Origin of the sequence: Klebsiella planticola ATCC 33531, assembly GCF_000735435.1 — a bacterium.
GTDB lineage: Bacteria > Pseudomonadota > Gammaproteobacteria > Enterobacterales > Enterobacteriaceae > Klebsiella > Klebsiella planticola.
In genome coordinates this window covers 142,229-158,969 of the sequence record NZ_JMPP01000055.1, presented here as the reverse complement: position 1 = coordinate 158,969, position 16,741 = coordinate 142,229, and the positions used below count along the sequence as shown (strand labels likewise).

Below are 16,741 nucleotides of genomic sequence, written 5' to 3'. Positions count from 1 at the left end.
TCCTTACTGACACCCGATAACTGTACAGGCGTTAACCATGAAGGCATTTGATTGGCATCGTATGGCGTTGGATAAAGTGCCAGTGGATTTTTTGGCTGAGGTGGCGCTCAGGAGCGTATACACCTTTGTCCTGGTATTTATCTTTCTCAAAATCACCGGCCGACGCGGCGTGCGGCAGATGTCGCTGTTTGAAGTGCTCATTATCCTGACCCTCGGTTCCGCGGCGGGGGATGTCGCTTTCTATGACGATGTCCCGATGCTGCCGGTGCTGGTGGTTTTTGTCACTCTGGCGCTGCTTTACCGGCTGATTATGTGGCTGATGGGCAAAAGCGAGAAGCTGGAGAACCTGCTTGAGGGTAAACCGATCCCGGTCATCGAACAGGGGGAACTGGCCTGGAAGAATTTACAGGCGGAAAACATGACCGAATTCGAGTTTTTTATGGAGCTGCGAATCAACGGCGTCGAACAGCTGGGACAGGTCCGGTTGGCTATTCTGGAAACGAACGGGCAAATTAGTCTCTACTACTATGCGGATCGGGACGTCAAAGCCGGTCTTTCTATTTTACCTCCGCCCCATAATGCAAGCTTCGCCACCATTCCGCGCGACGATGAATATGCCTGCGTACGTTGTAGCGCAGTTCTTAAGCTCCGCGCCGGGGATAAACAATTATGTCCGCGCTGCGCAAATGCAGAATGGTCGCGGGCCAGCAGGGCGAAAAGAGTCACCTGACAGCAATTATGTCGGTTTTATGACGTCAAGCCGGCAGATTCTTTTGTGTGACGGCAGCCACATTTCGTGGCTGCTTAGTTTTACTCGTTGCGGTGCGTGTCACTGAATGATAAAACCGATAGCCACAGGAATAACTTATGCCCGCGATGGTTCGCGGACAGACAACATAGCAACGTGGTGAGGGGAAATGGCTCAGGTCTATAACTTTAGTTCGGGCCCGGCAATGCTGCCGGCGGAAGTTCTCAAACTGGCACAGCAGGAGCTGTGTGACTGGCATGGTCTGGGTACGTCGGTCATGGAAATCAGTCACCGTGGTAAAGAGTTTATCCAGGTGGCCGAGGCGGCAGAACAGGATTTTCGCGATCTGCTCAATATCCCTTCCAACTACAAAGTATTATTCTGCCACGGCGGCGGTCGCGGTCAGTTCGCGGGCGTTCCGCTGAACCTGCTGGGTGATAAAACCACCGCTGACTATGTCGATGCCGGTTACTGGGCGGCAAGCGCGATTAAAGAAGCGAAAAAATATTGTTCGCCGAATGCCATTGACGCGAAAATCACGGTTGACGGCCTGCGCGGAGTTAAGCCGATGAGCGAATGGCAGCTGACGCCAGGTGCGGCCTATCTGCACTACTGTCCGAATGAAACCATCGACGGCATCGCGATTGATGAAACGCCGAATTTTGCTGACGACGTCGTGGTTGCGGCGGATTTCTCCTCCACGATTCTCTCTGCCCCGATTGATGTCAGCCGTTACGGCGTTATCTATGCGGGCGCACAGAAAAATATCGGTCCGGCGGGCCTGACGCTGGTGATTGTACGTGAAGACCTGCTGGGTAAAGCCAGCATCGCCTGTCCGTCAATCCTCGACTACACCGTACTGGATGCCAACGACTCCATGTTCAACACCCCGCCGACGTTTGCCTGGTACCTGGCCGGTCTGGTGTTCAAGTGGCTGAAAGAGCAGGGCGGCGTGGCGGCTATGGACAAAATCAACCAGCAAAAAGCCGATTTGCTCTATGGTACGATCGACCGCAGCAGCTTCTATCGTAACGATGTGGCAGCGGCTAACCGTTCCCGTATGAACGTCCCGTTCCAGCTGGCCGACAGTGCGCTGGATAAACTGTTCCTTGAAGAGTCCTTTGCCGCAGGTCTGCATGCACTGAAAGGCCACCGCGTAGTGGGCGGCATGCGTGCCTCTATCTATAACGCGATGCCGCTGGCGGGCGTGAAGGCACTGACCGACTTTATGCAGGATTTTGAACGCCGCCACGGCTAATCATCCTCCTGTTTTTCATCCCCGCGGCTGGTCTGCGGGGTTTTTATTCTGTTTGTTTGAGAGTTAAGTTTGATGGAATCCCTGACGTTACAACCCATTGCGCGAGTCGATGGCACCGTGAACCTGCCCGGGTCAAAAAGTGTCTCTAACCGTGCTTTGCTGCTGGCGGCTTTGGCCCGTGGCACCACGGTGCTGACCAACCTGCTGGACAGCGACGATGTACGCCATATGCTGAATGCCCTGAGCGCCCTGGGAGTTCATTACGTTCTGTCTTCTGACCGTACCCGCTGTGAAGTGACCGGCAACGGTGGGCCGCTGCAGGCCGGCAGTGCGCTGGAGCTGTTCCTCGGTAACGCAGGTACCGCCATGCGTCCGCTGGCCGCCGCGCTGTGTCTGGGCAGCAACGATATCGTGTTGACCGGCGAGCCGCGCATGAAAGAGCGCCCGATTGGCCATCTGGTTGACGCTCTGCGCCAGGGCGGCGCGCAGATTGATTATCTGGAGCAGGAAAACTATCCGCCTCTGCGCCTGCGCGGCGGCTTTACCGGCGGCGACGTTGAAGTGGACGGCAGCGTATCCAGCCAGTTCCTGACCGCGCTGCTGATGGCTGCGCCACTGGCGCCGCAGGATACCGTCATCGCGATTAAAGGCGAGCTGGTTTCCAGACCGTATATCGACATCACGCTGCATCTGATGAAAACATTCGGCGTTGAGGTCGAAAATCAGGCCTATCAGCGCTTTATTGTCCGCGGCAATCAGCAGTACCAGTCGCCGGGTGATTACCTGGTGGAAGGGGATGCCTCGTCGGCATCTTATTTCCTCGCTGCCGGCGCCATCAAAGGTGGAACGGTAAAAGTTACCGGTATCGGCCGCAACAGCGTGCAGGGCGATATTCGTTTTGCCGATGTCCTGGAAAAAATGGGGGCGACCGTCACCTGGGGTGAGGATTATATTGCCTGTACCCGCGGCGAGCTGAATGCTATCGATATGGATATGAACCATATTCCGGATGCGGCGATGACTATCGCCACCGCGGCGCTGTTTGCCAGGGGCACTACCACGCTACGCAACATCTATAACTGGCGCGTCAAAGAGACCGACCGTCTGTTTGCGATGGCCACCGAACTGCGTAAAGTGGGCGCCGAAGTGGAAGAGGGAGAGGATTACATTCGCATTACGCCTCCGCTGACGCTGCAGTTTGCCGAGATTGGCACCTATAACGATCACCGTATGGCAATGTGTTTCTCACTGGTGGCGTTGTCTGATACGCCGGTGACTATTCTTGACCCGAAATGCACGGCGAAAACCTTCCCGGATTACTTCGGGCAGCTGGCGCGGATCAGCACGCTGGCGTAACGTTCGCCTTCGCAAAAGCAAAACGAAAAAGTAAAATATTGTCATCTTCCGGGCTGGCGCTCCGTCAGCCCGCTATAATTGCGCAATTCTTCTGCGTTTCATTTCTGGTAGTCCGTAATTTGCAAGCAATGCTCACTTTCCGGCGTAGAGATGCGTATAATGCGCGGCGTTTATATTCTATGCGCCTTGCTGAAGGAGAAAAAGATGACGGCAAATATTCCGGTAATCACCATTGATGGGCCTGGCGGTGCAGGTAAAGGCACATTGTGCAAGGCAATGGCGGAAGCGCTGGGCTGGCATCTGCTGGATTCCGGGGCCATCTATCGTGTTCTGGCCCTCGCGGCGCTGCATCACCATGTTGATGTCGAATCTGAAGAGGCGCTGGTACCGTTAGCGGCGCACCTGGATGTGCGGTTTATCTCCACCGACGGCAGTCTGGAAGTGATTCTTGAAGGCGAAGACGTCAGCGCCGCCATTCGTACTCAGGAAGTGGCCAATACCGCATCGAAAGTTGCCGCTTTTCCCCGCGTGCGCGAAGCGTTGCTTCGTCGTCAGCGCGCATTTCGTGAACTGCCCGGCCTGATTGCCGACGGACGCGATATGGGAACCGTCGTGTTTCCCGATGCGCCAGTGAAAATTTTCCTTGATGCATCCGCACAAGAGCGCGCCCATCGGCGTATGCTGCAGTTGCAGGAAAAGGGCTTTAGTGTTAACTTTGAACGTCTTTTGTCCGAGATAAAAGAGCGCGACGATCGCGATCGTAATCGCAGCGTAGCGCCGCTTGTCCCGGCCGCTGATGCTTTAGTTCTCGATTCTACTGAACTAAACATTGAGCAAGTTATTGAAAAAGCGCTACACTATGCGCGCGAAAAACTGGCAGTCGCCTGACCGCTAAGCGGTGAAGCGAAACGGCCTCAGGATTATAGCAGTACCCCCGCAGCAATGGAGTGTTAGCGGGTATGTTAAACAACCCCATCCGGCACGGAGCCAGGTGGACGTTAAATATGAAACCTGAAGATTAAACATGACTGAATCTTTTGCTCAACTATTTGAAGAATCCTTAAAAACAATCGAAACCCGTCCGGGTTCCATCGTTCGTGGTGTTGTTGTTGCTATCGACAAAGATATCGTACTGGTTGACGCCGGTCTGAAATCTGAGTCTGCCATTCCGGCAGAGCAGTTCAAAAACGCCCAGGGCGAGCTGGAAATCCAGGTCGGTGACGAAGTTGACGTTGCTCTGGATGCAGTAGAAGACGGCTTCGGTGAAACCCTGCTGTCCCGTGAGAAAGCTAAACGTCACGAAGCTTGGATCACGCTGGAAAAAGCTTACGAAGAAGCTGAAACTGTAGTCGGTGTTATCAACGGCAAAGTTAAAGGTGGCTTCACTGTTGAGCTGAATGGTATTCGCGCGTTCCTGCCGGGTTCCCTGGTTGACGTTCGTCCGGTTCGCGACACCCTGCACCTGGAAGGCAAAGAGCTTGAGTTCAAAGTCATCAAGCTTGACCAGAAGCGTAACAACGTTGTTGTTTCCCGTCGTGCCGTTATCGAATCCGAAAACAGCGCAGAACGCGATCAGCTGCTGGAAAACCTGCAGGAAGGCATGGAAGTCAAAGGTATCGTTAAGAACCTCACTGACTACGGCGCATTCGTTGATCTGGGCGGCGTTGACGGCCTGCTGCACATCACCGACATGGCGTGGAAACGCGTTAAGCACCCGAGCGAAATCGTAAACGTTGGCGACGAAATCACTGTTAAAGTGCTGAAGTTCGACCGCGAGCGTACTCGTGTATCTCTGGGCCTGAAACAGCTGGGCGAAGATCCGTGGGTAGCTATCGCTAAGCGTTATCCGGAAGGTACCAAACTGACCGGTCGCGTGACCAACCTGACCGACTACGGCTGCTTCGTTGAAATCGAAGAAGGCGTTGAAGGCCTGGTTCACGTTTCCGAAATGGATTGGACCAACAAAAACATCCACCCGTCCAAAGTTGTTAACGTTGGCGACGTAGTGGAAGTTATGGTTCTGGATATCGACGAAGAACGTCGTCGTATCTCCCTGGGTCTGAAGCAGTGCAAAAACAACCCGTGGCAGCAGTTTGCGGAAACCCACAACAAGGGCGACCGTGTTGAAGGTAAAATCAAGTCTATCACTGACTTCGGTATCTTCATCGGCCTGGACGGCGGCATCGACGGCCTGGTTCACCTGTCTGACATCTCCTGGAACGTTGCAGGCGAAGAAGCAGTTCGTGAATACAAAAAAGGCGACGAAATCGCAGCAGTTGTTCTGCAGGTTGACGCAGAGCGTGAGCGTATCTCTCTGGGCGTTAAACAGCTCGCAGAAGATCCGTTCAACAACTGGGTTGCACTGAACAAGAAAGGCGCAATCGTCAACGGTAAAGTCACTGCAGTTGACGCTAAAGGCGCAACCGTAGAACTGGCTGACGGCGTTGAAGGTTACCTGCGCGCTTCTGAAGCTTCCCGTGACCGCGTTGAAGATGCAACTCTGGTTCTGAGCGTTGGCGACGACGTTGAAGCTAAATTCACCGGCGTTGATCGTAAAAACCGTGCAATCAGCCTGTCTGTTCGTGCTAAAGACGAAGCTGATGAGAAAGATGCCATCGCAACTGTTAACAAACAGGAAGATGCAAACTTCTCTAACAACGCAATGGCTGAAGCTTTCAAAGCAGCTAAAGGCGAGTAATCTTAGTCATTCAGGTTACAACAACCTGAATTACGACGAGTTTACTTGACAGATTGCAGGATTCGTCCTGTAATCAAGCACAAAGGGCGGCTACGGCCGCCCTTGTTTAAAGCAGTTAGCTAATTTTGCCTTGAAGGAAACCGGAGGAATAATGACCAAGTCAGAATTGATAGAAAGACTTGCCAGCCAGCAATCTCACATTCCTGCGAAAGCGGTCGAAGATGCTGTTAAAGAAATGCTGGAACATATGGCCTCAACGCTTGCTCAAGGTGAGCGCATTGAAATCCGCGGTTTCGGCAGTTTCTCTTTGCATTATCGAGCACCTCGCACCGGGCGTAACCCGAAGACCGGCGATAAAGTTGAACTGGAAGGTAAGTACGTTCCGCACTTTAAGCCAGGGAAAGAATTACGCGACCGCGCCAATATTTACGAAGAGTAAGTTTCGCAGAGCCGCGACAACGTACTCCGATGATAAAAAAAGCACCTCTGCGGTGCTTTTTTTATGTCTCTGGTTTGCCCCGCCTCACGGCAGTATCTTCGTTTTGCTGCAACCCCGTAGGTTTTTCGGAAGCCGAAATCCATACCCGCCCGCCGACCGCTGACGACCTTTAGCTTTCACGCGATACTCTCCGTCAACAGGGAGGGGACATGCGTTTATCACAGCTTGCCGGGTGCGTGGTTGTCGGGATCTGCCCACTGTTGTTCTTGCCAGAACTGCCCACACCGCTCGCCGTTCAGGTTATTATCGGTGGCGCGATCCTGATAGCGTTTTACCGCTGGGGGCCAGCACGTTACCTGGCTTTGACCATGCTGTTTTTTGCCTGGGGCGTGCTGAGCGCACGTCAGGTGTTGTGGCCGATGCAGGTGCTACCTGGTGGCAACCGGCAGGTTGAGATTAAGCTAACGGCAGTCGAAGGGGAGACCACCTACCAGGGAAATATTCTCCGTTTCAACGGGCAGAGGCTATGGCCAGCGCCAGGGGTGACTCTTTATGGTAACGCGCTGCCTGGCCTGCCATGTGCCGGGCAGCGCTGGAAGATGACCGTTCGTCTTCGCCCCATCCATAGCCAGCTCAACGAAGGGGGCTTTGACGGCCAGCGTTTTGCCCTGGCGCAACATCGTTCGCTAACCGGGCGCTTTACGTCGGCTGAAGCATCAGATCCGACGTGCAGCTACCGCGCACGCTATCTGGCATCGCTGGAACGCACTCTGGACGCTTTTCCCTGGCAGTCGGTGATACTCGGGCTCGGCATGGGGGAGAGACTGGTTGTACCGGGGGATATCAAACGTCTGATGCAGGAAACCGGTACATCGCACCTGATGGCGATCTCGGGTTTGCATATTACGCTAGGCGCCATACTCGGCGGACTGGTGGTTCGGGGCCTGCAATTCTTTTTCCCGTGCCGATGGATTGGCTGGAGAATGCCGCTACTTGTCGGTCTGGCCTGCGCGCTATTTTATGCCTGGCTGACCGGTATGCAGCCGCCTGCGCTGCGGACCTGCGTAGCCCTGAGCTGCGTGGTGGGCCTACGGCTATCTGCTAAACGCTGGTCGTCCTGGCAGATCTGGCTCTGTTGTATTGGCGCGATCTTATTTGCCGATCCGCTGGCGGTGTTGTCTGATAGTTTGTGGCTGTCCATCTTCGCCGTCGCAACGCTGATTTTCTGGTATCAGCTGGTGCCGCTGCAGCTGCACGCGTGGCGCTGGCCATGGCGCGAAGTGCTCGCTTTAGGCCATCTGCAGCTTGGGCTGATGTTTCTGCTATTGCCGATTCAGATTCTCCTTTTCCACGGCATCAGCCTGACTTCCTGGGCGGCAAATCTGATAGCCGTACCCTTGGTCACCTTTGCGGTTGTTCCCGCTATTCTGCTGGCGATGCTGCTGCATCTCAGCGGGCCCGTCGGGGTTGAAATGACGGTGTGGTGGTTGGCTGACCGACTGCTGGCAGCATTATTCTGGTTTTTGCGTCTGTTGCCGCAGGGCTGGCTCAGTCTGGATTTTCGCTGGGCGGGGCTCAGCGCATTGCCCTGGCTGATGCTGCTGGTATGGCGTTTTCATGCCTGGCGTTCGCTACCGGCGCTTTGTCTTAGCAGTACGCTGCTGCTGAGCTGGCCTTTTTGGCGTCACGGAGTGAAAGATGAATGGCGGGTTACGATGCTGGACGTCGGGCAGGGGCTGGCCATGGTCATTGAGCGGGAGGGGGCGGCAATCCTGTATGATACCGGACTGGCCTGGCCCGATGGCGACAGCGGTCAGCAGATTATTATTCCCTGGCTACGCTGGCATAACCTGCGCCCGGAGGGCGTTTTGTTGAGCCATGAACACCTTGACCACCGCGGTGGTCTCAATTCGCTGCTGAAGGCCTGGCCCGAGCTCTGGATCCGCAGTCCGCTGGGCTGGCAGGGACATCTTCCCTGTCGGCGAGGCGAAAGCTGGCGATGGCGTGGATTAACTTTTCGCGTGCTGTGGCCGCTGCCGGATTCCGACATGACGGGCAATAACCGCTCCTGCGTGGTCCGTATTGATGACGGAAAGCAGAGCATTCTGCTGACCGGGGATATTGAAATTCCGGCGGAACGGGCGATGATGAGCCACTACTGGCAGCATCTTGCGTCTACACTTATCCAGGTTCCGCATCATGGCAGCAATACCTCTTCTTCGCTGGCACTATTGCAGCGAACCGGAGGTGCGGCGGCGCTGGCGTCGGCCTCGCGATATAATACCTGGCGTATGCCTGCGGCCAAAGTGGTACAGCGCTACCGTCAGCAGGGCTATCGATGGCTCGATACGCCGCATCAGGGACAAATTACGGTTATTTTTTCTACAGAAGGTTGGCAAATCCAAAGCTTACGAGATCAACTTTTACCGCGTTGGTATCATCAGTGGTTTGGCGAGACCGTGGATAACGGGTAGAATATGCGGCTATTTCAACATAAGCTGGTTTATTGAATGCAGAATGATAAAGATCTCTCCACGTGGCAGACCTTCCGCCGCCTCTGGCCACTTATTGCGCCATTTAAAACCGGACTGATCGTCGCGGCAGTTGCGTTAGTCTTTAACGCCGCTAGTGATACCTTCATGCTATCGCTTCTTAAACCGTTACTGGATGATGGTTTTGGTAAAACGGATCGCTCAGTGCTGCTATGGATGCCGCTGGTCGTGATTGGGCTGATGTTACTGCGTGGCGTCACCAGCTACATTTCGAGCTACTGTATCTCGTGGGTTTCAGGCAAAGTCGTCATGACGATGCGCCGCCGTCTGTTCAGCCACATGATGGGGATGCCCGTCTCCTTCTTTGATAAACAGTCCACGGGTACCTTGCTGTCTCGTATCACCTATGACTCCGAACAGGTTGCGTCATCCTCTTCCAGCGCCTTGATTACCGTCGTGCGTGAAGGCGCCTCGATCATCGGCCTGTTTGTGATGATGTTCTACTACAGCTGGCAGCTGTCGCTGATTCTGATCGTCCTGGCCCCCATCGTCTCCATGGCGATTCGCGTGGTATCGAAGCGTTTTCGTAATATCAGCAAGAATATGCAGAACACCATGGGTCAGGTCACCACCAGCGCAGAGCAGATGCTGAAAGGGCATAAAGAAGTGCTGATGTTTGGCGGTCAGGCGGTAGAAACCAAACGTTTTGATAAGGTCAGCAACAAAATGCGCTTGCAGGGGATGAAAATGGTCTCTGCGTCGTCTATTTCTGACCCGGTTATTCAGCTGATTGCGTCACTGGCGCTGGCATTTGTCCTCTATGCCGCCAGCTTCCCGAGCGTCATGGAAACGTTAACTGCCGGTACCATCACCGTCGTCTTCTCCTCAATGATTGCGTTGATGCGCCCGCTGAAATCGCTGACGAACGTCAATGCTCAGTTCCAGCGCGGGATGGCCGCCTGCCAGACGCTGTTTGCGATTCTTGATTCCGAACAGGAAAAAGACGAAGGCAAGCTGGTTATCGAGCGTGCGAAGGGCAACCTGGAATTCAAAGACGTCACCTTTACCTATCCGGGCCGTGAAACGCCGGCGCTGCGAAATATCGACCTCAATATCCAGGAAGGTAAAACGGTCGCCCTGGTCGGGCGTTCGGGGTCGGGTAAATCGACCATCGCCAGCCTGATTACGCGTTTTTATGATATCGATAACGGTCAGATTCTGCTGGATGGCCACGATCTGCGTGAATACACTCTGGCATCCCTGCGCGACCAGGTGGCGCTGGTGTCGCAAAACGTGCATCTGTTCAACGATACCGTGGCCAACAACATTGCCTATGCGCGCACGGAAGAGTACAGCCGCGAGCAGATCGAAGAAGCGGCGCGTATGGCCTACGCGATGGACTTTATCAGCAAAATGGATAATGGCCTCGATACCGTTATCGGGGAGAACGGCGTACTGCTCTCCGGCGGTCAACGCCAGCGTATTGCCATCGCGCGTGCGCTGCTGCGTAACAGCCCGATTCTGATTCTGGACGAAGCGACATCGGCGCTGGATACCGAGTCTGAACGCGCGATTCAGGCTGCCCTCGATGAACTGCAAAAAAACCGCACTTCGCTGGTCATTGCCCACCGTCTTTCCACCATTGAACAAGCCGATGAAATTGTGGTTGTGGAAGATGGCCGCATTGTCGAGCGCGGTAGCCATGCCGATCTGCTGGAACACCGCGGCGTGTATGCTCAGCTACATAAGATGCAGTTTGGCCAATGATTGCGCGTATCTGGTCCGGTGAGTCGCCCGTATGGCGACTCTTGCTGCCGCTCTCCTGGCTCTATGGCCTGGTGAGCGGGCTGATTCGTCTCAGCTATCGGCTGGGGCTGAAGAAAGCCTGGCGAGCACCGGTTCCGGTGGCGGTGGTGGGGAATCTCACCGCCGGAGGCAACGGCAAAACGCCGGTGGTCATCTGGCTGGTGGAACAGCTCCAGCAGCGCGGTATTCGCGTTGGCGTCGTTTCCCGCGGCTATGGCGGGAAAGCAGCGAGCTATCCATTATTACTCAGCAATGACACCAGTACCGCGGAGGCCGGCGATGAACCGGTACTCATTTTTCAACGCACCGGCGCGCCGGTTGCGGTCTCACCAGAGCGTCGTGAGGCGGTACAGGCGCTGCTTCATGCACATGATTTGCAGCTCATCATCACCGATGATGGCCTGCAGCACTACAAACTGGCACGGGACAAAGAAATTGTCGTGATTGATGGCGAGCGCCGTTTTGGCAATGGCTGGTGGCTACCGGCCGGGCCGATGCGTGAACGCGCGTCACGTTTACGTAGCGTCGACGCCATCATTGTTAACGGCGGCGTCGCGCAGGCGGGGGAGATCCCCATGCAGCTGCGACCCGGACTGGCGGTGAATTTACGCAGCGGCGAACGGCGTGACGTGGCTTCTTTCGAGAATGTCGTTGCCATGGCCGGGATCGGCCATCCCCCGCGCTTTTTCGCCACGCTGGAAAGCTGCGGCGTCCTGCCGGTAAAAACCGTCGCGCTTGCCGATCACCAGGCATTGACTCAGGCGAGCGTTTCCGCCCTTGTGAACTCACAGCAAACGCTGCTGATGACCGAGAAAGATGCGGTGAAATGTCGCGGGTTTGCCGAATCAAACTGGTGGTATTTACCTGTCGACGCCATAATGACGGATGAACGCGCACAGCAGCTGCTGACGGAACTGGTGACGCTGGCGCAACGTTAGTTCTGCCACGCTCGCTTCAATAACGCTGTGCCGGAGTCCTTTACGGAGAACCTGCATGTCGGTATTACAACTGTCGCTTAAAGAAGCCCGTCATCTCCACCTTGCGGCGCAGGGATTGCTGAAGAAGCCCCGGCGACGTGCCCGCGCCAGCGATATTCTGCAAACTGTTCAGCAGATGTCCTTGCTGCAAATCGATACCATCAACGTCGTTGCCCGCAGCCCCTATCTTGTGCTTTTTAGCCGTCTTGGTCGCTATCCGCAAAGCTGGCTGGAGGACGCCCTGCGCAGCGGGGAGCTGATGGAATACTGGGCTCATGAAGCCTGTTTCCTGCCCCGTAGCGACTTTGCCCTGGTGCGCCACCGCATGCTGACGCCCGATAATATGGGCTGGAAGTATCACAAGGCGTGGATGACGGAACATGCGGACGATATTCAGCTGCTGCTGGAGCATATCGCGCAGAATGGTCCGGTTCGTTCGGCTGACTTTGAACATCCGCGCAAAGGCGCCAGCGGCTGGTGGGAATGGAAACCGCATAAGCGCCATCTGGAAGGCCTGTTTACCGCAGGTAAAGTGATGGTCGTGGAGCGGCGTAACTTTCAGCGGGTGTATGACCTGACGCATCGCGTGATGCCGCACTGGGACGATGAGCGCGATGCGCTGACGCAGCCGCAGGCGGAGGCGTTAATGCTGCGCAACAGTGCCCGGAGCCTCGGCATTTTTCGCCCCCAGTGGCTGGCTGATTACTATCGGCTCCGCCAGCCCGCTTTATCGACGCTGCTGGCGAACTGGCAGGAGGAAGGCATGGTGGTCCCGGTGAAGGTCGAGGAACTGGGCGACATGTGGCTCCACCACGAAGCGCTCGGGCAGCTGGAATCGGCGCCCGGCGGCAAACTTGCCGCCAGCCATAGCGCGGTGCTCTCGCCATTTGACCCGGTAGTCTGGGACCGTAAACGCGCTGAGCAACTCTTCAATTTTAGCTATCGCCTCGAGTGCTACACGCCGGCGCCGAAGCGTCAGTATGGCTACTTTGTTCTGCCGCTGCTGCACCAGGGAAAACTGGTGGGCAGAATGGACAGCAAGGTGCATCGGAAAACCGGAGTTCTGGAGGTTTTTTCGCTGTGGCTGGAAGAAGGGGTCAGGGTCACCTCGGGGCTGGAGAAAGGGTTGCACCGGGCGATTGAAGAGTTTGCTCTCTGGCAGTCGGCTCAACGTATAACCTTCGGTCGTTTGCCGCCGGGGCTTTTCTCTGACCGTCAGCAGGGCTGGGAGATTTCCCCGGCCTGAACAAGGCCACACCCCGCTCAGCCTTTGCCGCAAACGGATCCCTGAGTTTGCCATCATGTGATATGCTGCTGCGGAATCTATTCGGTCCATCAGGAGGAATCATGGATCACCGTTTACTAGAAATCATCGCCTGTCCTGTCTGCAACGGTAAACTCTACTACAGCCAGGATAAGCAAGAGCTGATCTGCAAAATTGACAGCCTGGCCTTTCCTTTCCGTGAAGGCATTCCCGTCTTGCTGGAAACCGAAGCCCGCGCACTAGCCGTGGGAGAGAGCCATTCATGAGTTTCGTGGTCATCATTCCTGCGCGTTTTGCCTCCACGCGTCTGCCGGGCAAGCCTCTACAGGATATCAACGGTAAGCCGATGATTGTTCATGTTCTGGAGCGCGCGCGCGAATCCGGGGCCGATCGTATTATCGTCGCGACGGATCATGACGATGTTGCGCGTGCGGTCGAGGCTGCCGGCGGCGAAGTGTGCATGACCCGTGCGGACCATCAATCCGGGACCGAGCGTCTGGCCGAAGTTGTTGAAAAGTGCGGCTTCAGTGATGACACGATCATCGTTAATATCCAGGGCGATGAGCCGATGATCCCGCCGGCGATCGTACGCCAGGTGGCTGAGAATCTGGCGGCCAATACCTGCGGCATGGCAACGCTCGCCGTTCCGATTCACGACGCAGAGGAAGCATTTAATCCGAATGCTGTGAAAGTGGTGATGGATGCGCAGGGCTATGCGCTCTACTTCTCCCGCGCCACCATTCCGTGGGATCGCGATCGCTTTGCGCAATCACGCGAGACTATCGGTGATTCTCTGCTGCGTCATATTGGTATTTACGGTTATCGTGCCGGCTTTATCCGTCGCTACGTCAGCTGGGCGCCGAGTCCACTGGAACAGATCGAAATGCTGGAGCAGCTGCGGGTGCTGTGGTACGGCGAAAAAATCCATGTCGCGGTGGCCGAAGTTGTCCCGGGGACCGGTGTCGATACGCCAGAAGATCTGGAGCGCGTGCGCGCAGAGCTGCGTTAATCCGTTCATCCCCTCCGTCGTGAGGGGATATCCTCAAGCTATTTTTCCATACTTTTTCCCCAAATTTTTTGATCTCACCTGATGACATCCCTGCGGCTGGCGCTCATTATAAAACCAGTAGTATTCACAGGGGTAATCAGAGATGGAACAGCTGCGAACCGAACTTAGCCACCTGCTGGGAGAAAAACTGAGCCGCGTGGAGTGTATCAGCGAGAAACCCTCCTCGGCGCTGTGGTCGCTGTATGACGCGCAGGGAAACCCGCTGCCGCTGTTGGCGAGAAGCTTTACCACGCCCGGGGTTGCCCGCCAGCTGGCGTGGAAAATCTCCATGCTGGCGCGCAGCGGTACCGCGCGCATGCCGGTGGTCTACGGGGTGTTGACGCATGAAGAGCATCCAGGCCCGGACGTGTTGCTGATTGAGCGGCTGCGCGGAGTCTCTGCGGAAGCGCCGGCCCGTACGCCTGAGCGTTGGGAACAGCTGCAGGAGCAGATCGTGGAAGCTCTTCTGGCCTGGCACCGGCACGATAGCGGCGGCTGCGTCGGTATGGTGGACAGCACCCAGGAAAACCTGTGGCCGCACTGGTACCGCCAGCGGGTAGAGATGCTGTGGAGTACCCTTAATTTGTATCAGGATACCGGCCTGACGATGCAGGATAAACGGATTCTGTTCCGCGCCCGCGAGTGCCTTCCGGATTTATTGAAAGATTTTAATGATAACTGTGTGCTGGTCCACGGCAGCTTCACGCTGCGCAGTATGCTGAAAGATGCGCGTAGCGATCAGCTGCTGGCGATGGTCGGGCCGGGCATGATGTTGTGGGCGCCGCGAGAATATGAACTGTTTCGCCTGTCCGACGGTGGGCAGGCGGAGCAGCTGCTGTGGCGCTATCTGCGCCGTGCGCCGGTGGCTGAATCTTTCCTGTGGCGACGCTGGCTCTATCTGCTGTGGGATGAGGTGGATAATCTCGTCAATACCGGGCGCTTTGACCGCGCCCGGTTTGACCTGGCCGCTAAATCAATCCTCCCCTGGCTCGCCTGAGCTGCCTTTTAACCATTGCCAGAGGCGTCCCAGCGTTTCGTAGCCGACGCGATCGCTGTGCATCAGCCAGACGGGAGAAGGGATCGCCTGTTCCCACGGATTGAGAGGTGACGCGATCGCCAGCTGATTGGCGGGCGCCGGCAGCGGGTTTAGCCCGACATGTTGGAAGAAAATCATCGCCCGGGGTAAATGCGATGCGGAAGTTACCAGCAGGAACGGCGCATCGCCGATGGCCTGTTTCACCGCCTCGGCTTCCTCTTCGGTATCTTTGGGTTTATCCAGAACGATAATTTCGCTGCGCGGTATCCCCAGACTCTCCGCAACTCTGGCGCCGGCTTCTGCCGTGCTGACGGGATTCGTCTTCGCCGCTGCGCCGGTAAAGATGAGTTTCGCGCCCGGATTCTCATACCACAGGCGGATTCCCTCCGTCAGCCGCGGCAGGCTGTTGTTGATGAGATTTGAACTGGGCGCCCACTCCGGATTCCAGGTGTAGCCCCCGCCAAGTACGACGACGTACTGCACGCGCTCTGCATTGCGCCACGTCGGGTATTTATCTTCGATTGGTTTGAGCAAACTATCGGCTACCGGTTGCAGGCTCAACAGCAGCAACAGCAGCCAGCTGAGGCTGACGCAGAGCTTGCCGGTACGCTGGAAACGGCTAAACCACAGTAACGCGATGCCGACCGCCATCAGCAACAGCAGCAGGGGAAGCGGCAGCATCATGCCGCCTAAATACTTTTTCAGTGTAAAAAGCATGCCAGATGGGTCCTTTTTTAACCATATAACCAAAGTTATGTCCGGATCTTATAACAGATCGCTTCATTCTCAGCGTGGGTATGACAAAATAGCGGCTTTGTGTTGGCAGGTGGATCCGTCCGTGAAAGATCGTAATTTCGATGACATGGCTGAAAAGTTTTCGCGCAATATTTACGGCACCACCAAGGGCGAACTGCGTCAGGCCATTCTGTGGCAGGATCTGCAACCGCTGTTGAGCCAGCTGGGGCCAGGGCCGCTTCGGGTTCTTGACGCGGGCGGCGGCGAAGGGCAAACGGCGGTAAAAGTCGCGGAAATGGGCCACCATGTGACGTTATGCGATCTTTCGGCTGAAATGGTGGCGCGCGCCCGGCAGGCTGCTGCCGATAAAGGTGTGATCGACAACATGCATTTTGTACAATGCGCCGCTCAGGATATTGCGCAGCATTTGGAAAGCCCGGTCGATCTGATACTGTTTCATGCGGTGCTGGAGTGGGTGGCCGAGCCGCAGGAGATGCTACGTACGCTGTGGTCGGTTTTACGACCCGGCGGTGCGTTATCGTTAATGTTCTACAATGCTAACGGTCTGTTGATGCATAACATGGTCGTCGGGAACTTCGACTACGTACAACTCGGCATGCCGAAAAAGAAAAAACGTACGCTGTCGCCGGACTATCCGCGTTCCCCGCAGCAGGTTTATGGCTGGCTGGAAGAGCAGGGCTGGCACATTACCGGTAAGACCGGCGTGCGGGTGTTTCATGATTATCTGCGTGAAAAACGCAAACAGCGCGACAATTTTGCGGCGCTGCTGGAGCTGGAGACGCGCTACTGTCGCCAGGAGCCGTATATCAGCCTGGGTCGCTACATTCATGTCACAGCGCTTAAGCCGCAGATGCAAGGATAAA

At 55.9% G+C, this 16,741-nt stretch carries 15 protein-coding genes; 14 read left to right on the top strand and 1 reads right to left on the bottom strand.

Annotation, left to right across the window (positions count from 1 at the left end):
* Window positions 1–37 precede the first annotated feature (37 nt).
* The 13 genes from GRPL_RS04610 to GRPL_RS04670 all read left to right on the top strand — a co-directional run bounded on the left by GRPL_RS04610 (window position 38) and on the right by GRPL_RS04670 (window position 15,083).
* A complete protein-coding gene (locus tag GRPL_RS04610) occupies window positions 38–730 on the top strand; it encodes a DUF421 domain-containing protein (RefSeq protein WP_032700446.1) in 693 nt (230 codons plus the stop codon).
* 187 nt (window positions 731–917) lie between these two features.
* Window positions 918–2,006: a 3-phosphoserine/phosphohydroxythreonine transaminase gene (gene serC / locus GRPL_RS04615; RefSeq protein WP_032695660.1), complete on the top strand. Its 1,089-nt coding sequence runs from the start codon at window positions 918–920 to the stop codon at window positions 2,004–2,006.
* Between the two features lie 72 nt (window positions 2,007–2,078).
* Window positions 2,079–3,362, top strand: a complete 1,284-nt coding sequence (gene aroA / locus GRPL_RS04620) for a 3-phosphoshikimate 1-carboxyvinyltransferase (RefSeq protein ID WP_032688595.1) — start codon at window positions 2,079–2,081, stop codon at window positions 3,360–3,362.
* Window positions 3,363–3,566: 204 nt separating this feature from the next.
* Window positions 3,567–4,250 carry a (d)CMP kinase gene (gene cmk / locus GRPL_RS04625; RefSeq protein ID WP_032688594.1) on the top strand — a complete coding sequence of 228 codons (684 nt, stop codon included), beginning with the start codon at window positions 3,567–3,569 and terminating at the stop codon, window positions 4,248–4,250.
* 136 nt (window positions 4,251–4,386) lie between these two features.
* Window positions 4,387–6,060, top strand: a complete 1,674-nt coding sequence (rpsA, locus tag GRPL_RS04630) for a 30S ribosomal protein S1 (RefSeq protein WP_004860074.1) — start codon at window positions 4,387–4,389, stop codon at window positions 6,058–6,060.
* Window positions 6,061–6,211: 151 nt separating this feature from the next.
* Window positions 6,212–6,499 carry an integration host factor subunit beta gene (gene ihfB / locus GRPL_RS04635; RefSeq protein WP_004100704.1) on the top strand — a complete coding sequence of 96 codons (288 nt, stop codon included), beginning with the start codon at window positions 6,212–6,214 and terminating at the stop codon, window positions 6,497–6,499.
* Window positions 6,500–6,708: 209 nt separating this feature from the next.
* Window positions 6,709–8,973 carry a ComEC family protein gene (locus GRPL_RS04640; protein ID WP_032700445.1) on the top strand — a complete coding sequence of 755 codons (2,265 nt, stop codon included), beginning with the start codon at window positions 6,709–6,711 and terminating at the stop codon, window positions 8,971–8,973.
* Window positions 8,974–9,009: 36 nt separating this feature from the next.
* Window positions 9,010–10,758: a lipid A ABC transporter ATP-binding protein/permease MsbA gene (msbA, locus tag GRPL_RS04645; protein ID WP_032688592.1), complete on the top strand. Its 1,749-nt coding sequence runs from the start codon at window positions 9,010–9,012 to the stop codon at window positions 10,756–10,758.
* Window positions 10,755–11,735, top strand: coding sequence for a tetraacyldisaccharide 4'-kinase (gene lpxK, locus GRPL_RS04650; protein ID WP_032695663.1), 981 nt, complete (start codon window positions 10,755–10,757; stop codon window positions 11,733–11,735). The genes msbA and lpxK overlap by 4 nt, the downstream gene beginning before the upstream one ends.
* A 55-nt stretch (window positions 11,736–11,790) precedes the next feature.
* Window positions 11,791–13,020: a winged helix-turn-helix domain-containing protein gene (locus GRPL_RS04655; protein ID WP_032695664.1), complete on the top strand. Its 1,230-nt coding sequence runs from the start codon at window positions 11,791–11,793 to the stop codon at window positions 13,018–13,020.
* A 101-nt stretch (window positions 13,021–13,121) separates the two neighbouring features.
* The gene (locus tag GRPL_RS04660; RefSeq protein WP_004860086.1) at window positions 13,122–13,304 is read left to right on the top strand and encodes a Trm112 family protein; all 183 of its coding nucleotides are present in this window, start codon (window positions 13,122–13,124) and stop codon (window positions 13,302–13,304) included.
* On the top strand, window positions 13,301–14,047 hold the full coding sequence (gene kdsB, locus GRPL_RS04665) for a 3-deoxy-manno-octulosonate cytidylyltransferase (RefSeq protein WP_032688588.1): 747 nt from the start codon (window positions 13,301–13,303) through the stop codon (window positions 14,045–14,047). Before GRPL_RS04660 ends, kdsB begins: the two co-directional genes overlap by 4 nt.
* Window positions 14,048–14,189: 142 nt before the next feature.
* Window positions 14,190–15,083: a YcbJ family phosphotransferase gene (locus tag GRPL_RS04670; protein WP_032700444.1), complete on the top strand. Its 894-nt coding sequence runs from the start codon at window positions 14,190–14,192 to the stop codon at window positions 15,081–15,083.
* Here the strand turns inward: GRPL_RS04670 and elyC are convergent.
* The gene (gene elyC / locus GRPL_RS04675; RefSeq protein WP_032688586.1) at window positions 15,060–15,839 is read right to left on the bottom strand and encodes an envelope biogenesis factor ElyC; all 780 of its coding nucleotides are present in this window, start codon (window positions 15,837–15,839) and stop codon (window positions 15,060–15,062) included. The genes GRPL_RS04670 and elyC overlap by 24 nt on opposite strands.
* A gap of 121 nt (window positions 15,840–15,960) precedes the next feature.
* Between elyC and cmoM the strand changes: the two genes are divergently transcribed.
* Window positions 15,961–16,740 (top strand): tRNA uridine 5-oxyacetic acid(34) methyltransferase CmoM, encoded by a 780-nt coding sequence (gene cmoM / locus GRPL_RS04680; protein ID WP_032695666.1) that lies wholly within the window; start codon window positions 15,961–15,963, stop codon window positions 16,738–16,740.
* Window position 16,741: the final 1 nt, after the last annotated feature.

Coding starts and splice junctions, on each gene's coding strand:
- lpxK (WP_032695663.1), top strand. CDS start 10,755: ATGATTGCGCGTATCTGGTCCGGTGAGTCGCCCGTATGGCGACTCTTG.
- cmk (WP_032688594.1), top strand. CDS start 3,567: ATGACGGCAAATATTCCGGTAATCACCATTGATGGGCCTGGCGGTGCA.
- elyC (WP_032688586.1), bottom strand. CDS start 15,839: ATGCTTTTTACACTGAAAAAGTATTTAGGCGGCATGATGCTGCCGCTT.
- GRPL_RS04655 (WP_032695664.1), top strand. CDS start 11,791: ATGTCGGTATTACAACTGTCGCTTAAAGAAGCCCGTCATCTCCACCTT.
- ihfB (WP_004100704.1), top strand. CDS start 6,212: ATGACCAAGTCAGAATTGATAGAAAGACTTGCCAGCCAGCAATCTCAC.
- serC (WP_032695660.1), top strand. CDS start 918: ATGGCTCAGGTCTATAACTTTAGTTCGGGCCCGGCAATGCTGCCGGCG.
- kdsB (WP_032688588.1), top strand. CDS start 13,301: ATGAGTTTCGTGGTCATCATTCCTGCGCGTTTTGCCTCCACGCGTCTG.
- GRPL_RS04640 (WP_032700445.1), top strand. CDS start 6,709: ATGCGTTTATCACAGCTTGCCGGGTGCGTGGTTGTCGGGATCTGCCCA.
- GRPL_RS04660 (WP_004860086.1), top strand. CDS start 13,122: ATGGATCACCGTTTACTAGAAATCATCGCCTGTCCTGTCTGCAACGGT.
- msbA (WP_032688592.1), top strand. CDS start 9,010: ATGCAGAATGATAAAGATCTCTCCACGTGGCAGACCTTCCGCCGCCTC.
- rpsA (WP_004860074.1), top strand. CDS start 4,387: ATGACTGAATCTTTTGCTCAACTATTTGAAGAATCCTTAAAAACAATC.
- GRPL_RS04670 (WP_032700444.1), top strand. CDS start 14,190: ATGGAACAGCTGCGAACCGAACTTAGCCACCTGCTGGGAGAAAAACTG.
- aroA (WP_032688595.1), top strand. CDS start 2,079: ATGGAATCCCTGACGTTACAACCCATTGCGCGAGTCGATGGCACCGTG.
- GRPL_RS04610 (WP_032700446.1), top strand. CDS start 38: ATGAAGGCATTTGATTGGCATCGTATGGCGTTGGATAAAGTGCCAGTG.